The sequence below is a fragment of the Bradyrhizobium sp. LB14.3 genome (assembly GCF_040547985.1).
In the GTDB taxonomy this organism is placed as follows: domain Bacteria; phylum Pseudomonadota; class Alphaproteobacteria; order Rhizobiales; family Xanthobacteraceae; genus Bradyrhizobium.
Genome location: NZ_JBEPQT010000002.1, coordinates 413,065 through 429,631, shown reverse-complemented (window position 1 = coordinate 429,631; position 16,567 = coordinate 413,065). Strand labels below are relative to the sequence as shown.

Sequence of the window (16,567 nt, the reverse complement as noted above, 5' to 3'; positions counted from 1 at the left end):
ACGCTAGCTGTGCCTTCCGCCGGATGGGAAGATCCCGGGAAAATTCCGATGTCCATTCAAATGGTTTTGCTGCCGGTCTTCGTGCAGGTCGGTCTCACCTTCGCGCTCCTGATCGCCATGGCGCTGGGGCGCCGGCGCGCGCTCGTCTCCGGCGAGACCAAGAGCCGCGACATTGCCCTGGGCGAGCCCAACTGGCCGCAGGGCGCCACACAATTCGCCAATTGCTACCGCAACCAGTTCGAGCTGCCGGTGCTGCTCTATGTCCTGATCGCGCTGGCGCTTCCCTTGCGCCATGCCGATCTCTTCATCGTGCTGATGTCCTGGGTGTTCGTGGCGACGCGGTTCGTCCATGCCGGCGTATTCGTCTCCTCGAACCAGCTCGGCCCGCGCTCCACGATCTGGCTCGCCGGCGTGCTCGTGCTGCTGGCGATGTGGATCTACTTCGCGCTGAAAATGCTGTTGCTGATCTAGGCGCTAATCGCCAATCCTGATCTGCAGGATTCACTGAAAGATTTGAAATGACTCCCGCTGCCCGGCTGTCCGCAGCCATCGAACTGATCGACACCATCGAGAAGGACCGCGTTCCTGCCGCCAAGGCACTCAAGGAGTGGGGCACTGCGCACCGCTTCGCCGGCTCCGGCGACCGCGCCGCGATCGCCGGCCTCGTCTGGGACGTGCTGCGCCGCTATGCCTCGAGTGCGTTCCTGATGGATGCCGACACCGCGCGGGCGCGGCTGATCGGCATGCTCCGGCTCGAGCGCAACATGGACGCGGCCACCATGGCCGCATTGTTCGACGGCAGCCGCTTTGCCCCCGCGCCGCTGACCGACGCCGAGCAGGCCGCGCTCGCCGCGCGCTCGCTGAAGGACGCCCCGGCCGCAATCGCCGGCGACTATCCGGAATGGCTGGATCCATACTTTGCGAAAGCGTTCGGCGAGGACCGCGTGGCGGAGGCCGCCGCGATGGCGAGCCGGGCGCCGCTCGACTTGCGCGTCAACACGCTAAAATCCAATCGCGACAAGGTGCTGGGGGCGCTTGCTCATCTTCATGCGAAACCGACGCATTGGTCCGCAACCGGCCTGCGCATCGCGCTTTCGGCCGATGCACGCAACCCGGGCGTCCATTCGGAAGAGGATTTCATCAAGGGCGCAATTGAAGTGCAGGATGAGGGATCGCAGCTTGCGGCCGCTTTGACTGCGGCAAAACCCGGCGAGCAGGTGATCGATCTCTGCGCCGGCGCCGGCGGCAAGACGCTGGCGCTCGCCGCGATGATGCAGGGTAAGGGCCGGCTGATCGCAACCGACAGCGACAAGCGGCAGCTTGTTCCCATTCACGAGCGCCTGTCGCGCGCCGGCGTCCACAATGCCGATGTGCGCACGCCCAAGGGCGAGGCCGATCCGCTGGCCGACATCAGCGCCACCGCCGACCTTGTCGTGATCGACGCGCCGTGTACGGGAACCGGAACCTGGCGCCGCAACCCCGACGCCAAATGGCGCATGCGCCCGGGGGCACTGGAGATTCGCCTGAGGGACCAGACCGCGGTGCTCGATCGCGCGGTTCCGCTGGTCAAGGCCGGCGGCCGCATCGCCTACATCACCTGCTCGGTGCTGCCCGAGGAGAACGGCGAGCAGGTGAGGGCGTTCACCGGCCGCCATCCCGAATTCGCGGTGGTGCCACCCGAGCAGACCGCGAGTGTGCTCTGGGACAAGGCGGAGGAGTTTGCGCAGGCCGCGCTGCAATCGCCTGAGGGATGGCTGATGACGCCGCGGCGGACGGGCACGGACGGGTTCTTCGTCTCGCTGCTAAAGAAATCTGGCTAGATCCACTCAAAACAAAAACCCCGCGAACCGTTACCGGTCGCGGGGTCTGTTGTCTCAACGCTTCTAACCGGTACGTCCGTGGTCAGAGCGCTGTTGCGCGGCGATTAGCCGACGCGGAGATTGTCAGCGGAGGACTTGCCGCTGCGACGATCGGCGACGATGTCGAACGAGACCTTCTGGCCCTCGTTGAGGGTCGAGAGGCCGGCGCGCTCGACGGCGCTGATGTGCACGAACACGTCCTTGTCGCCGTCATCCGGCTGGATGAAACCAAAACCCTTTTGATTGTTGAACCACTTCACGGTGCCCATAGCCATGGGGAATTTCCTTTGCTTGAGAAGTTAACACGCAGACCGGAACGCGACATTGCGTCCATAGTCCTCATCAGTCGATGTTGGAGAATTCATCTGAAGCGTGCGCGCCCGTCAGCAACGAAGCGAAGCGGCCCAGTCGTTCGGCCAAGTATCGATGATCACAATATAGCGAGATTTTGGGGCCACTTCAAGGCACCACCCGTGGTTCGGGATCTCGCGCTGATTTGCTATTTTGCGGTGCAAATTAGCCACCCGGGAGGCCTCAATCGACGATGAAAAGCGTTGCCCCGGTCGCTGTGGAGGACCGATGCGCGGCGTCGCCGAAATCCGAGACCTGGTAGCTCATCCCCGCCGTGAGCTTGAACGTGCGGCCGTCGCGCAGCTCGCTGTCGAGCTCGCCCTGCAGCACGTAGAGCACGTGGCCGCGATCGCACCAATGGTCGGCGAGATAACCCGGTGAATACTCGACCATCCGCACCCGGAGATCGCCGATGTTGAGCGTGCGCCACTGGGCCTGCCCGGTTTCGCCGGGATGCGTGGTGGAGGTGACCTTGCTCCAGTCGGTGACCGTGAAGGGGGACGTCGGGAGTTTCATGGTGGGGGTCCTGGTCGTGGTGCCGGCGGCGGTGTTGTTAGCGTATGCGTTCGCCACAGTCTCCGTCATTGCAATGACGAGGATAGGCTTAGGGCGCCAAATGATTAGCCGAGCCCTGCACGATCAGCCCCGCCGCGTTCACCCGCAAATACTCGCAGATCCGCTTGCCCCGCTCGTTCTCGTAGAACACCACCACGCTATCAGGGCTGACGAACAATTCGATCAACGAGAAATGCAGGTTCGGCAACAGCCCGAGCGCCTTTCCCCAATAGGCGCGCAAAGCGTCCTTGCCGCGCACGGTGCCATCCGGCTCGAATCCCATCGCCGGGATGCGATCCGAGGTCATCACGGCCTCGTCGTCATAGAGCGTGAGCACGCGTTCGAGATCGGCAGTATTCCAGGCCTCGACCCAGGTGCGGCCGAGCGCGGCGAGATTCGACGGCTGATGATGCGGTGGGATGACGTCCTCCCTGATCGGCCCCTGGTGAGCGCCGGGACATATTAGGTCAATAATACTTACCTAAATCCATTTGTCCATACCCAAAGAAGAATGTGGGCGCGCGGCCCGCGCGGTTGCGGGAAAAGCCCCCGTCGCGTATCTGCTTGCCATGACAGCAGCACAGAACGACCGCTCCGCGTCGACGCTCTCAGTGGCCTCGGCGCACGACAAGATTCTCATCGTCGACTTCGGCAGCCAGGTGACGCAGCTGATTGCGCGTCGCGTGCGGGAGGACGGCGTCTATTGCGAGATCGTCCCGTTCAACAAGGCCGAACAAGCTTTCAAGGAGATGAAGCCGAAGGCGGTGATTCTCTCCGGCGGCCCTGAGTCGGTGCATGAGGCGGGCTCGCCCCGCGCGCCCCAAGCAATCTTCGATTCGGGCGTGCCCGTGCTCGGCATCTGCTACGGCCAGATGACCATGGCAGCCCAGCTCGGCGGCACCGTCGAGGGCGGTCATCACCGCGAATTCGGCCGCGCCGATGTCGAGGTCAAAGCCGCGAGCAAGCTGTTCGAGGACGTCTGGTCGTCAGGCGGCAAGAACCAGGTCTGGATGAGCCATGGCGACCGCATCACAAAGATGCCGCCGGGCTTTTCCGTCGCCGGCACCTCACCGAACGCGCCCTTCGCGATCATCCAGGACGAGACGCGCAAATATTACGGCCTGATGTTCCACCCGGAAGTGGTGCACACGCCCGACGGCGCAAAACTGATCCGCAATTTCGTCCGCAAGATCGCAGGCCTCTCCGGCGACTGGACGATGCGCGCCTTCCGCGAGGAGGAGATCGCGAAGATCCGTGCGCAGGTGGGCAAGGGCAAGGTGATCTGCGGCCTCTCCGGCGGCGTCGATTCAGCCGTGGCCGCCGTGCTGATCCACGAAGCCATCGGCGACCAGCTCACCTGTGTGTTCGTCGATCACGGCATGCTTCGCCTCGACGAAGCCAAGACCGTGGTTGACCTGTTCCGCCACCATTACAACATCCCGCTCGTGCACGTGGATGCGTCGAAGCAATTTTTGGGCGAGCTCGAAGGCGTCACCGACCCCGAGACCAAGCGCAAGACCATCGGCCGCCTCTTCATCGAGGTGTTCGAGCAGGAAGCCAAGAAGATCGGCGGCGCCGACTTCCTCGCCCAAGGCACGCTCTATCCCGACGTGATCGAGAGCGTCTCCTTCACCGGCGGCCCCTCGGTGACGATCAAGTCGCACCACAATGTCGGCGGCCTCCCTGCGCGCATGAACATGAAGCTCGTCGAGCCCCTGCGCGAGCTGTTCAAGGACGAGGTGCGCAAGCTCGGGCGCGAGCTCGGCCTGCCCGAAATCTTCGTCGGCCGCCATCCGTTCCCGGGCCCGGGCCTCGCCATCCGCTGCCCCGGCGACATCACGCGCGAAAAACTCGACATCCTGCGCCAGGCCGACGCCGTCTACATCGACCAGATCCGGAAAGCAGGCCTCTACGACGACATCTGGCAGGCTTTTGCCGTGCTGCTGCCCGTGAAGACGGTAGGCGTCATGGGCGACGGCCGCACCTACGACTTCGTCGTGGGCCTGCGCGCCGTCACCTCGACCGACGGCATGACCGCGGACTTCTACCAGTTCGACATGAAGTTCCTCGGCGAGACCGCCACGCGCATCATCAACGAGGTGAAGGGCGTGAACCGGGTGGTGTATGATGTGACGAGCAAGCCGCCTGGGACGATTGAGTGGGAGTAAGGGGGATGCGGCAATAGGGGCATCGTCGGCGGCGATCTTCACTGCCGTTCCGTCTGATTTGAGTTCCGTTGAGCAGCATTGGGATCCTCTTTTGCAATGCGAAAGCTGCTCTCGGCCTTGAACTTTCGGACTATAAGGCAGCTGAACCGATCAGGCCGACTGCACATTGTATGTCGATATCGACGTAGTCCGATTGCATATGCCTCACGATACAACGAAACTGCCCGCTAGCATCTGTCTCAAGAGGCCGGAGGGCGGGGTTGACCACGAAGAACGCGCACAGCGCCGAAGACGCTGCGTTGGGCTTCCTGTACCAGGCGCAATACGCGCTGGTGCTATTGTGGCATGAAGCCGATGATGATGCCGTAGTTTATCTTGAAACGCTCGATGACGTCGTTCTGGTCGCCAATGGCGATACTCTCCTTGAGCAACTCAAGCATTCTTTGAAAGCAAAGCCGCCTTCGCTCACAGTTGCAAGCCTGCAGCTGTGGAAGACCTTGAAGGCATGGATCGACGTGTTACACGCACTCGACTTGTCTCGCACATGGTTTCATCTCGTGGCGGTCGCGGACATCTCAAAGGGTTCGCCTCTCGAGGCGCTGCTTGATGATGGTATCGACAGAAACGATCTATTGGACGCGTTGAACGAAGAGGCCGAGCGAGTTAAGCAAGAGCGAGCCGAAGCAGCGATTGCAGGTAAAACGCCTCTCCCTCACGCTGAACGAGCTACGGCATGCGAAGCTTTTCTTAGTCTTTCCAAAGAGGCGAAGGGCACACTGCTTTCACGAGCCCGGATAAAGCCGAAGCAGCCGAATATCTCCAAGATTGAGGACTTACTCGCCGGGAGCTTGACGACTGTGGTTCGCAGTAGACGAGCGCAAGTCGCTAGGCAGCTCGTTGAGTGGTGGGGCGGCCAAATCTTAGACCTTCTGACCAAGAAGCGGAAGGTTGGCGTGTCCCGGTTCGAGCTAGTAACGCGCTACATGGAGATCGTCAGCGCGATCGAGCTGGACCAACTCACAAGCGCTTTCGCGACAGCAACCCATCCTTCTTCGTATCAGTTCGACAGCATGATCGAGCGCCAGATATCGCTGGTGGGTGGGGGGAGCATCGAGCTGCGGCGAGCCGTTCGAGAGGAGTGGCGCGCGCGCGAGGAGCGCTCCCGATGGTCGCGAGAGAATCCAGCTAGGCACGACATCATCATAAAGTACGACGATCGGCTCGTAGAGGAATGGTCGGACCGGCATGGTGATATTTGTGGCGGATCCGCCGAAGCACCGGATGAAGCACTCAAAGGTAAGGGGTTAGAGCTTCTGAACTGGAGCCATTACACGGCGCCTAAAGATTTAGAGCCGATCGCGCCTAAAATCGTCTCGCCATACTACGTCAGGGGTACGTACCAGGTGCTGTCAGTAAATGGGAACGTAGGTTGGCATCCCAATTATCGGAAGCTCTTAGGGTTCGATGAATGAATGTCGCGTATGACCTCTTCGCAGAGACGAATCCGGCGTTTGGGGTCTTTACCATTGTAGGCTTCTGCCGGAGCTTTTGGGATACGTCGGAAACGGCGCCTGCAGTCGGGCTGGTGTATTTGGCGATACCCATTGCATTGTCTGGAGACACCCAGACTTCCTTTTCAGATACAAACTCAAGAACGGGCCTTCTTGCTTGGCTAAATAGGTATCCCGAAATTCGTCTGGATCTTGGCGCGCGACTGGATGCTTCGCTTCCGATCGTTTCGGCCGCGGTCAAGCTGGGGCTTACTTCGCGGGCACTGGAACTAGGCAAGGGCGGCGTGATCGGGCTCGGAAGCGACGTGCCGGCCAAGTCGCATGTGGAACGGCTTCCGCGCGAATCTAAGCAGGTCATCCGACGTGCTGAACGGCTGGGCACATGGATGGCGGGAGCCGGTACGACAGGATCAATTTTCTCAGCATTTGGAGTTTTGCCGTGATCCGTTGGAATCTTCTTGAAATTGCCTTCTACGGTGTCGAGGGCAGACGCAGGATCGTCGGCTTTCGGCCTGATGAGGTCAATGTCATCACCGGAGCGTCCGGAACGGGAAAATCGGCCATCATCGATGCAATAGACTACTGTCTTGGTTCATCAAGCTGTGGGCTTCCGTTCTACGTTCGAGAACATGCGCTCGCAGTCGCAGCACATTGGGTTGGGGGCGAAAGTCATCTCATTGTCGGTAGAAACATCCCAAGGGCGGGCAAGGGTACCGAACAGATGTTCGTCAGTACCGGCCGGCACCTTTCGCTTCCTGAGAACATCGAGGGCCTGAATGGGCCGACCAATCGTGACACTGCCCGTTCCATAATCGAGCGAGCGTTCGGAATCGGCGATGTCGAGAACCCGAGCGCTTCGGAGACTTTTCAAAAAGGACGAGCTACCGTCAGAGACATCACGCCCTACCTGTTCCTCTCGGGGGATGTCATCATCAGCAAGACAACGCTGCTACACGATATGAATCGTCCCGAGAAGGCTCGCGACATCAAAACGACGATGCCGTTCTTCTTGGGAGCTGTGGACCAGGAAAGCGTACTCGCGGAGCGCAAGTTGCGGCAGTTGGAGGCTGTCCTTGGTCGCCTCGAGCGTGAGGCAGAGGCCCGAGAGCGTAGCCGAAGCCGTATGACGGAACGGTCTATGGCCCTCCTTACTCAAGCGGCCGCTGTCGGCTTAGCGTTAGCGCCCGGGGGGGATACTTCAGATCCGTTGCTTCTGGGCCAGCTCCAAAAGGTGAGTGACACAAACCTTGCAGAAGTTTCTGCGCCAGACGGCGATGAACTCGCGGCCTTGGAATCGGAGCGACTAGGCCTAGTGAGGGAGCTGCAAGGAAGGCGCGAGAGACGTCGCGCGCTCAAGCAGGCAATCAATGAGGCATCCGGATACGAGACGGCAGTTTCCGGACAATCCCACAAGCTAGCGTTGGTTCAATATCTGAAACTCGACAGTGGGAAATGCCCGGTATGCGAAGCTGAGAATACGGTTGGACGAGCCATGGCTGATGAAATCCGTTCCTCGCTGGCAGTCGTGCGTGAGGAGGTCACGGCAGTGAGCAGGCTGCGTCCAGAATTGGCCAGTGAAGCTGCCCGCCTTGACGACGACATTGGTTCCAAGTCCCACCGTCTTCGGGAGGTCGAGGCTCAGGTGAGCGCCATAATCCGCCAGGGAGAAGACGCGACGAAAACGGCATCATTAGCGCAGGAGAGAGCGCTGGTTGTCGGCAGAGTCCATCAGTTCCTCGAAATGACAGCGCAGGACTCTGATGATCCCTCGACCAATCTTGCTTCTCTTCGAGGCGATATTGCAGACCTTCAGGAAAAAGTTGACCCTGAGGCAAAACGAAGCCGCCTCAGAGACGCTGAGAGCATAGTCAGCAACTACGCGACGGAAATGCTGTCTGAACTGCCGACGGAGGTGCCGGCAACAAATTCCCGTTTGCTGTTCTTTGCCAGCCCAAAGGTCACCTTGATCGAGCCGGTTCGCCGTGCTGCGCTCACTCTTGCAGAAGTAGGGTCGGACCAAAATTATCTCGCTATTCATCTTGCGCTCGCATTCTCGCTCCAGAAGCATTTTGAAGGCATCAACGCGCCTATTCCAGGCCTCATTGTAATCGATCAGATCAGTCGTCCCTATTATCCGGAAGGAGGCGACGAAAAGACGCTAGAGGAGATGGCCAACAACGGCGATAGGGCAGCTATGCGCAAGATTGTTCGCTTTATCTTTGATGAAACGGCGCGTCGGAAAGGTCTTCAGATCATCCTTATCGAACACGCGTACATCGGCGACGATCCCGATTACGTCAAGGCGATTCGAGGCCGATGGACTTCTCAGACCAAGGAAAAATTGATTCCGCCAGACTGGCCAGCGCGCGTGTGACAACGAATATCAACGACATCGAATCGTCGCGTAGCGGGTAGGATGGGCAGAGCGTAGCGAAACACATCACACTCGAAGACGGGATTGCTGGCTCTTTTTGTCTTTACCGACCCTCTAGTCGTGCCACTCGAAGCAGCGGGTTCGATCGATGAATGCTCTGAGAATTCGGTCGGAGTGCAACACTAATTCGCGGTCACGAGCATTTTGCGGTGACTTGGCGCCATGGAACATATTGCAGCGGATTGCATAGATGGTCCGAAGAAGTTGAGGCCAAGTTGGAATGTCGCCGTCGGTCCAGCCAGCCGGGTGAAATCTAACATCTTGCAGCCTGCATTCGTTTGCAAAATCCTCACGCGAGAGTCGAAAAAGCACATCGCGCCCCAATTTCTTCCGAGCGTCTCGAACATTTACTACCGGCCAGCGTTCGGAGAAGGTGACTACTCGTCGACGAAAGGGTTGATGTTGATCCATCAAGCTGTCGTAAGCAGTAATCATCCTTCTGTTTTCGGCTAGGCTAGTTATCATTTGAGCGTCGTTGTTCGCTTCTGTGACAGCCTCCATCCAACCGTTGAATGCCATCCAAGTATTCACGAAGGACATGAACGCAGATCTTTGACGATCTGCGTTCTCGGCCAACTCTCGCGTCACTTCTACGGCGTCGGGGTCAAGCGAAAGAAAATTGTTGAATGATACCACGGCAACTCCTTTCCGCCGCTCTAGCGCAATTCCCAAAAATGCTCATCTATTTCTGAACAGAGGCCGCTGGATAGAATGCGATCGCTCGTCTGCACGGTCAGACGCCGCCGCCATAGGCCGCGCGCCCGAGCAGATTCACCACCGCATCGGCGCCGGGACCGGTCGCGAGGGCAAGTTCCAGCGGGACCTTGTCATCCAGCATCGGATGCGGCCGATTGAGAAAGTCGCGCACCTTCGCTTCGTCGCGGAAGACTTCGAGGCCAAAGGCGAAGACCTTGGCAACGCGCGCCAACCGGTCGCTCTCGTCGGTCGTTAGATGCTGTTTCTGCTTTCGGCGACGTTCCAGGGTCGGCTTCGGCACGACGCGATAGGCAAAGCCGCGCACGTCGAGCGGCGAGATGCGCCCGGCGAACTTGTCCAGCGCCGACACCGGCAGCCCCTTTTCCACGGAAATGGCCAGCGCGAGTGCCGTCTCGGGCGTTCTCGACTTGATGCCGAGCAGGTTGGCGAGGATGGTACCTTGGCTGCTCACGGGACCTCGTATCAGTTGAGGCAAAGATATGCCTCAGATGGACGCCGTCAATGCCGCTTAACGCCGGCTTCGCATTACGCACTGCCATTCCTTCGACCGCCGGTGCTCAACCGTCGCACCTTCGTGTGAGACACTTCAAACCCACGCTTGCGTCAATGCTGCGATAAAGCACCTGTTGTGATTGTACGTGGTGATTGGGAAGCCGCCGGCGAAATATCTCGCCAGTATCGCGGACCCTACGAATTCCGTCCGGTCTTCTCGAACCGTTTGATCAGCCGCTCCCTTTTCAGCCGCGACAGCCGCTGAATCCAGAACATCCCGTCGAGCTGGTCGATCTCGTGCTGGTGGCAGACGGCGCGCAAGGCTTCCGACTCCTCGCTCTGCATGTTGCCGTCGAGATCCCAATAGCTGATCCGCACGCGGGCGTGGCGCTGGACCTCGTCGTTGACCCCGGGCATCGAGACGCTGCCTTCGCGATGCAGGATCATCTCGGGTGAGGCCCATTCGATCTCCGGATTGACGTAGGTGCGCGCGCCCTCCCTGGCGTCGAGCTCGAGCACGACGACGCGCAAGGGCACGCCGATATGCGGCGCCGTGATGCCGATGCCGGGCGCGGCGCGCATGGTCTCAAGCAAATCCGCTGCAAGCTCGCGCAAGGCGGCGTCGAATGCAGTGACGGGGCGAGCCGGCATCGTGAGGCGGCGGTCGGGATAGCGGACGATCGGGCGAATGGTCATGCAGGCTCCTACCACTCACGGATGGTTGAAGCATCCCGTTCTTGACGCCCTACCAACTGGAAGGTAGCTAGTCGGCCATGACCAATGTTTCCTCGACTGCCGACGACATCCTCGCCTGCGCGCGCACCTTGATCATCGCGGGCGGCTATAACGGCTTCAGCTACGCCGACGTGGCCGATGTTGTCGGCATCCGCAAGCCGAGCATCCACCACCATTTCGCCAGCAAGGTCGATCTGGTCCGCACCCTCGTGTCGCGCTACCGCGCCGGAGCCGAGGCGGGACTGTCGGCGCTCGAGCGCAATGTCCCTGATCCGCGCGATCAGCTCAAAAACTATGTCGCGTATTGGGAAGCGTGCATCAATGATGCGACGGCACCGTTCTGCGTGTGCGCGCTGCTTGCCAGCGAGCTTCCGATCTTGCCGGAGGAAGTCGCGCTCGAAGTCCGTGCGCACTTCCGTTCGCTGGCTTCGTGGCTGACATCGGTGATGGAGCGCGGCAAGCGGAAGGGGCGGTTCAAACTCTCCGGCACAGCCAAGGTCGAGGCTGAAGGCTTCATGGCGACCATTCACGGCGCGATGCTGTCGGCGCGCGCCTATGGCGATCCAAAAATGTTCGGTGTGATCACCACCCCGCTGCTGGATCGGCTGTCCACCAGACATTGAGAGACATCGGCGAGACGACCACGACACCCGGCAGCCAAGCCGGGCGAGGCGCCTTGCTATCGGCGAAAGACTACCAACTAGTAGGTAAAGGAGGGTAGAATGGCGTATCATCAATTGGATCTCGTTCGTGCCGATCGCGAGCGATGGCTGAAGTTCTACTACTTCATCCGGGCGGCGTTCTCGGTCGCCTGGGTCGGAGCTTCGTTTGCCGTCGGGCCGTCATCTCCGGTGATCGCGGGAGCCTTGCTCGTGCTCTACCCGGCATGGGACGCCGCGGCCAACTTGGTCGACGCGTTGCGCAGCGGCGGGCTCGCTCAAAACCGCACGCAGGCTCTGAACGTCGTGGTCAGCCTGGCGACCACCGTCGCGGTGCTTGTTGCCTTGCAGATGAGCATGAACCGGGTGCTCGGAGTGTTCGGGGCCTGGGCGATCCTGTCAGGACTGCTCCAGCTCGGGACGGCCATCCGCCGCTGGAGGAGTTTTGGCGCGCAATGGGCCATGGTGCTCAGCGGGGCCCAGTCGGCGCTCGCAGGCGGCTTCTTCATCTTTCAGGCCACGACGCCGATGTCTCCATCGATCGCGAATGTCGCGGGCTATGCTGCTGTCGGCGCGCTCTACTTCCTGGTCTCGGCGGTATGGTTGACCGTCAGCGAATGGCACCATAGCGTCAAGAGGACACAGCAGCGATGATGCGATGGCGGGATGATGACATCATGCTGATGTTTTGCCCGACGAGTCAATTCGCGGCTTAGCATCGGAAGTTCTTGGAATCGCAAGTTACTCGCATCGTAAGCCATTGATCCCGCAGGGGCCGTCTACTGTGCATGGGGTTGTTTTCCGCATTTTTGTTGAGGACAATGCGCCAACAACAAGAGTCGGAGGAGAGCTTCATGCGCACAATCGCAATCGCGCTGGCGGCGACCATCGCAGCCGCGACCCCGGCCGCGGCCGACTATCTGGTCAAGGAAGTCGGCGGCTTTCACGTCGGCGGCCACACCGAAACGCTGAGCGGGCTTCCTTCCAAGGAGATTGTGTTCTCGCCAGGCGCTCCGCCGATCAAGGTCGATCCGAACGGCGAGTTCGAGGTCGAGCAGATGTACGTTCAATTCGTCAAGCAGGCAGCGCCGAAGTCGAAACTGCCGCTGCTGCTCTGGCACGGCGGCGGCCTTTCGGGGGTGACATGGGAGACCAAGCCCGACGGCAAGCCGGGCTGGCAGCAGTTCTTCCTGAATGCGGGCTATGACGTCTACGTCTCGGATGCGGTGGAGCGCGGCCGCGCCTCCTGGGCGCGCTATCCGGAGATCTTCAAGAGCGAGCCGTTCTTCCGGCCCAAGAAGGAAGCATGGGAGTTGTTCCGGATCGGGCCGAGCTACGAGGTCGGCGGCAAGCGCGAGGCATTCGAGGGCGAGCAATTCCCGATCGAGGCGTTCGACCAGTTCGCCAAGCAGGGCATTCCGCGCTGGGCCACCAATGACGCGGCCACGCAAAAAGCCTACGATGCATTGGTGCAGAAGGTGTGCCCGTGCATCATCCTGGTTCACAGCCAAGGCGGCAGTTTCGGCTTCACCGCCGCCCTCAATGCGCCGGACAAGGTGAAGGCGCTGATCACCGTCGAGCCGTCGGGGGCACCCGATCCGGCCAAGGCCGATGCTGCGAAACTCAAGGGCGTGCCGCATCTGATCGTATGGGGTGATTTCCTCGACAAGGTCCCGGTCTGGTCCAAGCTCGTGGTCAATCCGACCAAATGGGGCCAGGCGGTCGCGGCGGCGGGCGGCAAGGTCGATACGTTCGAGCTGCCCAAGATGGGGATCAAGGGCAACACCCACATGATGATGATGGACCGCAATTCGGACGACGTCGCCAGGCTCATCAATGATTGGATCGGGAAGCAGGGACTGGCGAACTAGGCGGAGCGTGAGCGCGGCCGGTCCCGAAAAAATTGCTCCGATGCCGTGGTGCCGGCTGTCGCCGCGAGCAGTTCCCATTCGTCTTCCACCCAGACAGACCTGACGGGAGACCAAAATGAACTCTTCCTCGTATCGCTGGGTGGTCGTCGCCGCGGGCGGCTTGCTCGGCTGCGTCGCGATCGGCGGCATGTTTTCGCTGCCGGTGTTTTTGCAGCCGATTGCAAAGGACACCGGCTGGTCCGTGACCGGCATTTCCAGCGCGATGACAATCGGCTTTCTGGCGATGGCCTGCACCAGCATGGCCTGGGGCACGCTGAGCGACAGGTTCGGGCCGCGGCCGGTGGTGCTGACGGGCTCGGCGGTGCTGTCCGTCAGCCTGTTCGCCGCGAGCCACGCGACCTCGCTGCTGGCGTTTCAGTTCGTCTTTGGCCTTCTGGTCGGGGCCTCCTGTGCAGCGATCTTCGCGCCGATGATGGCGACCGTGACCGGCTGGTTCGACACCCATCGCAGCCTCGCGGTGTCGCTGGTGTCGGCCGGCATGGGCATGGCGCCGATGACGATGGCGCCGCTCGCGGCCTGGCTCGTCTCCGGCCATGACTGGCGCACCTCGATGCAGATCGTGGCGCTGGTGGTTGGCGCCATCATGATCCCGGTCTCGTTCCTGGTGCGTCCCCCGCCGGCGCTCGCGCACGCCGTGGCCGCGCCTGCGGGCGAGGGTGCGCCGCAAGGGGAAATGTCGCTGACGGAAGCGCTGCGCTCGCCGCAATTTTTAATCCTGCTCGCGACCAATTTCTTCTGCTGCGCCACGCATTCCGGCCCGATCATCCACACTGTCTCCTATGCCGTGAGCTGCGGCATTCCGCTGATTGCGGCAGTGACGATCTACAGCATCGAGGGCTTTGCCGGCATGGGCGGGCGCATCGCCTTCGGCCTGATGGGCGACCGCTTCGGTGCCAAGCGCGTGCTGGTCTCGGGTCTGCTGTTGCAGGCGTTCGGCGCACTCGCCTATGTCTTCGCGCATCAGCTTGCGACGTTCTACGCGGTCGGGGCCGTCTTCGGCTTCATCTATGCCGGCACCATGCCGCTCTACGCGGTGCTGATCCGCGAGAACTTTCCGCTCAAGATGATGGGTACGGTGATCGGCGGCACTGCGATGGCCGGCAGCCTCGGCATGGCCACGGGCCCGCTCGCGGGCGGCCTGATCTACGATGCGTTCTCGAGCTACGCCTGGCTCTACATCGCCTCCTGGGCGATGGGCCTCGGCGCCTTCCTGATGGCGATGAATTTCAGGCCGTTCGCGAAGCCTCAAGCGGAGGTGGCGCCGGCGGCGGCGTAAGCAGGTTCATCGAGGCGCAGCGCTAGAGCTGCGCCTCGATCGCGCGCTTGTCGATGATGGACCACACTTGCCGTATTTTTCCGTCACGAAATTGATAGAACACGTTTTCGCAAAAGGACAGGCGCCTGCCGTTCACATCCAGCCCCAGAAACGTTCCAGCCGGCGTGCAATCGAACTTCAGCCGGGCGGCGATTTGCGGCGGATCGCAGACCAGCAGCTCGATGTCGAAATGCAGATCCGGAATTGCGCGAAAATCCTGCTCCAGCATGGCACGATAGCCGGATAGTCCGAACGGTCGCGCATTGTGGGCGACGTTATTGTGGACGAACTGTCCGAGGGCGGGCCAATCCCGCCGGTTCAGGCAGGCGATGTAGTCGCGGTAGATGTCGGCGAGGTCGGACCTGGTCATGGCGTTGCTCCTGCGGCTCCGGCCATAACGCGGCAACAGGGCGATCGGCGCCGGCGCTCACAGACGTTTTTCGAAGAACAGGTCCGGGTAGGGATCGTCATTGAAGCGGGGGATCTCGGTCCAGCCGCTTCCTCGGTAGAGCTGGCCGGCCTCCGCCAGGGCGCTGTTGGTGTCGAGCCGCAGCAGCTTGATGCCGAGCCCGCGCGCAGCATCCTCGGTCATTTCCATGAGGCGCCGGCCGAGCCGCAATCCGCGCGCTGCCGGTGCGACCCACAGCCGCTTGATCTCGGCATAGCCGTGATCCGTGCCCTTGAGCCCGACGCAGCCGATCGGCAGCGTGTCCGAGATCGCGATGATGAACGTGCCGCGCGGGCGGCGCATATCCTTGGCGTCAGGATCGCGCGACAGCGAGACGTCAAAGCCCTGCTTGAAGCGGCGGCCGAGCTCGCCATAATATTCGCCGAGGCAATAACGGGCCTGTTCGCTCCGTGGATCCATCTCGTCCAGCGTGACGCGCTCGCGCGTCAATGCGGAGGCAATCAAATCCATCGCCGCCAGCAGCGCCTCGCGTTGCGAGTGTTGGGCGAGAAAGCTCTCGGCCTGCGTATTCGACAGCGCCTCATAGGCCGCGAACTCGCGCCGGCCCGCACGTGTCAACGTTGCCACGCGGCGGCGCGCATCATCTTCATGCGCAATGGTCTCGACCAGCCCTTCGTCCTCGAGGCTGCGGAGCAGGCGGCTCATCAGGCCGGAATCGAGGCCGAGATAGTCGCGAATCTCGGCCACGTCCGACCGCCCGTGCCCGATCGCGTTGAGCACGCGCGCCGCCCCCAGTGGCCGCCCGCGTCCCAGGAATGACGTATCGAGCGCGCCGACAGCCGACGTGACGGCACGGTTGAAGCGGCGGACGCGGGAAACAGGGTCGAGCATGATGTCTGACTTTAGTCAGGCATATTATCGAAGTCAATCACTGCAGGCCCTCGCTTCAGCAGCCTCAGCAGCGGCCGCGCTTCAGTCCAGGCCCAGCGCCTTGCGGGACTTCCGCGTCAGTTTCGCCACGATCAGCGTGTGCGCCTGCGCCAGATAGGTTGTGAGCTCGGCGTCTGACAGTGCGCTGTTGCCGACGAGCTGCACCCATTTGGCGCGCGCCAGATACGGCGCCGGCCGCGCGAGGCCGTGCTCGATCAGCATGGCATAGGCCATGTTCGAGACCTTGAACATGTAGCCGCCGGAGCGCGCGGCAAAGCCGCCGCCGAGTGCGAACATCTTGCCGCCGACCTTGAACACGGAGGTGCCCTCCCACTGTACCACCTTGGTGACAGCGGGCAGGTGCAGGCAGCGGGTTTCGAAGGTTTTGGGAGTCATCGCCCAAGCGATAGCACGGCGCACGCGGCTTGCAACGCCGCCTCGTCACGGAGATTAGCCTGATGGCGAGGTGAGGGCGCCGGGCTACAAGACTTTGTGTTGCCC

At 61.4% G+C, this 16,567-nt stretch carries 19 protein-coding genes; 10 read left to right on the top strand and 9 right to left on the bottom strand.

Annotation, left to right across the window (positions count from 1 at the left end; all coding sequences use genetic code 11):
* Window positions 1–48 precede the first annotated feature (48 nt).
* On the top strand, window positions 49–471 hold the full coding sequence (locus ABIB00_RS05810; protein ID WP_247346033.1) for an MAPEG family protein: 423 nt from the start codon (window positions 49–51) through the stop codon (window positions 469–471).
* A gap of 47 nt (window positions 472–518) precedes the next feature.
* On the top strand, window positions 519–1,820 hold the full coding sequence (locus ABIB00_RS05805) for an RsmB/NOP family class I SAM-dependent RNA methyltransferase (protein WP_354103678.1): 1,302 nt from the start codon (window positions 519–521) through the stop codon (window positions 1,818–1,820).
* Window positions 1,821–1,924: 104 nt separating this feature from the next.
* On the opposite strand, the gene ABIB00_RS05800 is transcribed toward ABIB00_RS05805, so the two are convergent.
* The 3 genes from ABIB00_RS05800 to ABIB00_RS05790 form a co-directional block, all read right to left on the bottom strand.
* Complete coding sequence (locus ABIB00_RS05800) at window positions 1,925–2,134, bottom strand: cold-shock protein (RefSeq protein ID WP_007592195.1); 210 nt, start codon at window positions 2,132–2,134, stop codon at window positions 1,925–1,927.
* A gap of 259 nt (window positions 2,135–2,393) precedes the next feature.
* Window positions 2,394–2,726: a DHCW motif cupin fold protein gene (locus ABIB00_RS05795; RefSeq protein ID WP_354103677.1), complete on the bottom strand. Its 333-nt coding sequence runs from the start codon at window positions 2,724–2,726 to the stop codon at window positions 2,394–2,396.
* Between the two features lie 88 nt (window positions 2,727–2,814).
* Window positions 2,815–3,186: a nuclear transport factor 2 family protein gene (locus tag ABIB00_RS05790; RefSeq protein WP_354103863.1), complete on the bottom strand. Its 372-nt coding sequence runs from the start codon at window positions 3,184–3,186 to the stop codon at window positions 2,815–2,817.
* Window positions 3,187–3,334: 148 nt separating this feature from the next.
* On the opposite strand from ABIB00_RS05790, the gene guaA reads away from it, so the two are divergent.
* The 4 genes from guaA to ABIB00_RS05770 all read left to right on the top strand — a co-directional run bounded on the left by guaA (window position 3,335) and on the right by ABIB00_RS05770 (window position 8,818).
* Window positions 3,335–4,933 (top strand): glutamine-hydrolyzing GMP synthase, encoded by a 1,599-nt coding sequence (gene guaA, locus ABIB00_RS05785; RefSeq protein WP_354103676.1) that lies wholly within the window; start codon window positions 3,335–3,337, stop codon window positions 4,931–4,933.
* A gap of 260 nt (window positions 4,934–5,193) precedes the next feature.
* Window positions 5,194–6,405 (top strand): ABC-three component system protein, encoded by a 1,212-nt coding sequence (locus ABIB00_RS05780; RefSeq protein ID WP_354103675.1) that lies wholly within the window; start codon window positions 5,194–5,196, stop codon window positions 6,403–6,405.
* A complete protein-coding gene (locus ABIB00_RS05775; protein WP_354103674.1) occupies window positions 6,402–6,887 on the top strand; it encodes a three component ABC system middle component in 486 nt (161 codons plus the stop codon). The genes ABIB00_RS05780 and ABIB00_RS05775 overlap by 4 nt, the downstream gene beginning before the upstream one ends.
* On the top strand, window positions 6,884–8,818 hold the full coding sequence (locus ABIB00_RS05770) for a DUF3732 domain-containing protein (protein ID WP_354103673.1): 1,935 nt from the start codon (window positions 6,884–6,886) through the stop codon (window positions 8,816–8,818). The genes ABIB00_RS05775 and ABIB00_RS05770 overlap by 4 nt, the downstream gene beginning before the upstream one ends.
* 114 nt (window positions 8,819–8,932) lie before the next feature.
* On the opposite strand, the gene ABIB00_RS05765 is transcribed toward ABIB00_RS05770, so the two are convergent.
* The 3 genes from ABIB00_RS05765 to ABIB00_RS05755 all read right to left on the bottom strand — a co-directional run bounded on the left by ABIB00_RS05765 (window position 8,933) and on the right by ABIB00_RS05755 (window position 10,783).
* A complete protein-coding gene (locus ABIB00_RS05765; RefSeq protein WP_354103672.1) occupies window positions 8,933–9,514 on the bottom strand; it encodes a hypothetical protein in 582 nt (193 codons plus the stop codon).
* A gap of 97 nt (window positions 9,515–9,611) precedes the next feature.
* Complete coding sequence (locus ABIB00_RS05760) at window positions 9,612–10,046, bottom strand: Xre family toxin-antitoxin system antitoxin (RefSeq protein ID WP_354103671.1); 435 nt, start codon at window positions 10,044–10,046, stop codon at window positions 9,612–9,614.
* Window positions 10,047–10,282: 236 nt separating this feature from the next.
* Window positions 10,283–10,783, bottom strand: coding sequence for a peptide deformylase (locus tag ABIB00_RS05755; protein WP_354103670.1), 501 nt, complete (start codon window positions 10,781–10,783; stop codon window positions 10,283–10,285).
* Between the two features lie 77 nt (window positions 10,784–10,860).
* On the opposite strand from ABIB00_RS05755, the gene ABIB00_RS05750 reads away from it, so the two are divergent.
* From ABIB00_RS05750 to ABIB00_RS05735, 4 genes are all read left to right on the top strand, one after another.
* On the top strand, window positions 10,861–11,445 hold the full coding sequence (locus ABIB00_RS05750) for a TetR/AcrR family transcriptional regulator (protein ID WP_354103669.1): 585 nt from the start codon (window positions 10,861–10,863) through the stop codon (window positions 11,443–11,445).
* A gap of 99 nt (window positions 11,446–11,544) precedes the next feature.
* A complete protein-coding gene (locus ABIB00_RS05745; RefSeq protein WP_354103668.1) occupies window positions 11,545–12,135 on the top strand; it encodes a DUF308 domain-containing protein in 591 nt (196 codons plus the stop codon).
* A gap of 200 nt (window positions 12,136–12,335) precedes the next feature.
* On the top strand, window positions 12,336–13,352 hold the full coding sequence (locus ABIB00_RS05740) for an alpha/beta hydrolase (RefSeq protein WP_354103667.1): 1,017 nt from the start codon (window positions 12,336–12,338) through the stop codon (window positions 13,350–13,352).
* Between the two features lie 115 nt (window positions 13,353–13,467).
* Entirely contained in the window at window positions 13,468–14,688 is a 1,221-nt protein-coding gene (locus ABIB00_RS05735) for an MFS transporter (RefSeq protein WP_247446856.1), read from the top strand.
* A 22-nt stretch (window positions 14,689–14,710) separates the two neighbouring features.
* Here ABIB00_RS05735 and ABIB00_RS05730 read toward each other — a convergent pair whose 3' ends face one another.
* The 3 genes from ABIB00_RS05730 to ABIB00_RS05720 form a co-directional block, all read right to left on the bottom strand.
* Window positions 14,711–15,097 carry an ester cyclase gene (locus ABIB00_RS05730; protein ID WP_354046847.1) on the bottom strand — a complete coding sequence of 129 codons (387 nt, stop codon included), beginning with the start codon at window positions 15,095–15,097 and terminating at the stop codon, window positions 14,711–14,713.
* 57 nt (window positions 15,098–15,154) lie between these two features.
* Entirely contained in the window at window positions 15,155–16,027 is an 873-nt protein-coding gene (locus tag ABIB00_RS05725) for a bifunctional helix-turn-helix transcriptional regulator/GNAT family N-acetyltransferase (RefSeq protein ID WP_354103666.1), read from the bottom strand.
* 81 nt (window positions 16,028–16,108) lie between these two features.
* The gene (locus ABIB00_RS05720) at window positions 16,109–16,462 is read right to left on the bottom strand and encodes an MmcQ/YjbR family DNA-binding protein (protein WP_247346135.1); all 354 of its coding nucleotides are present in this window, start codon (window positions 16,460–16,462) and stop codon (window positions 16,109–16,111) included.
* Window positions 16,463–16,567: the final 105 nt, after the last annotated feature.

Excerpts from the sequence above, each read along its gene's own strand:
- ABIB00_RS05810 (WP_247346033.1), top strand. The coding sequence starts at position 49 with ATGTCCATTCAAATGGTTTTGCTGCCGGTCTTCGTGCAGGTCGGTCTC.
- ABIB00_RS05805 (WP_354103678.1), top strand. The coding sequence starts at position 519 with ATGACTCCCGCTGCCCGGCTGTCCGCAGCCATCGAACTGATCGACACC.
- ABIB00_RS05800 (WP_007592195.1), bottom strand. The coding sequence starts at position 2,134 with ATGGCTATGGGCACCGTGAAGTGGTTCAACAATCAAAAGGGTTTTGGT.
- ABIB00_RS05795 (WP_354103677.1), bottom strand. The coding sequence starts at position 2,726 with ATGAAACTCCCGACGTCCCCCTTCACGGTCACCGACTGGAGCAAGGTC.
- guaA (WP_354103676.1), top strand. The coding sequence starts at position 3,335 with ATGACAGCAGCACAGAACGACCGCTCCGCGTCGACGCTCTCAGTGGCC.
- ABIB00_RS05775 (WP_354103674.1), top strand. The coding sequence starts at position 6,402 with ATGAATGTCGCGTATGACCTCTTCGCAGAGACGAATCCGGCGTTTGGG.
- ABIB00_RS05755 (WP_354103670.1), bottom strand. The coding sequence starts at position 10,783 with ATGACCATTCGCCCGATCGTCCGCTATCCCGACCGCCGCCTCACGATG.
- ABIB00_RS05750 (WP_354103669.1), top strand. The coding sequence starts at position 10,861 with ATGACCAATGTTTCCTCGACTGCCGACGACATCCTCGCCTGCGCGCGC.
- ABIB00_RS05745 (WP_354103668.1), top strand. The coding sequence starts at position 11,545 with ATGGCGTATCATCAATTGGATCTCGTTCGTGCCGATCGCGAGCGATGG.
- ABIB00_RS05740 (WP_354103667.1), top strand. The coding sequence starts at position 12,336 with ATGCGCACAATCGCAATCGCGCTGGCGGCGACCATCGCAGCCGCGACC.
- ABIB00_RS05735 (WP_247446856.1), top strand. The coding sequence starts at position 13,468 with ATGAACTCTTCCTCGTATCGCTGGGTGGTCGTCGCCGCGGGCGGCTTG.
- ABIB00_RS05730 (WP_354046847.1), bottom strand. The coding sequence starts at position 15,097 with ATGACCAGGTCCGACCTCGCCGACATCTACCGCGACTACATCGCCTGC.
- ABIB00_RS05725 (WP_354103666.1), bottom strand. The coding sequence starts at position 16,027 with ATGCTCGACCCTGTTTCCCGCGTCCGCCGCTTCAACCGTGCCGTCACG.
- ABIB00_RS05720 (WP_247346135.1), bottom strand. The coding sequence starts at position 16,462 with ATGACTCCCAAAACCTTCGAAACCCGCTGCCTGCACCTGCCCGCTGTC.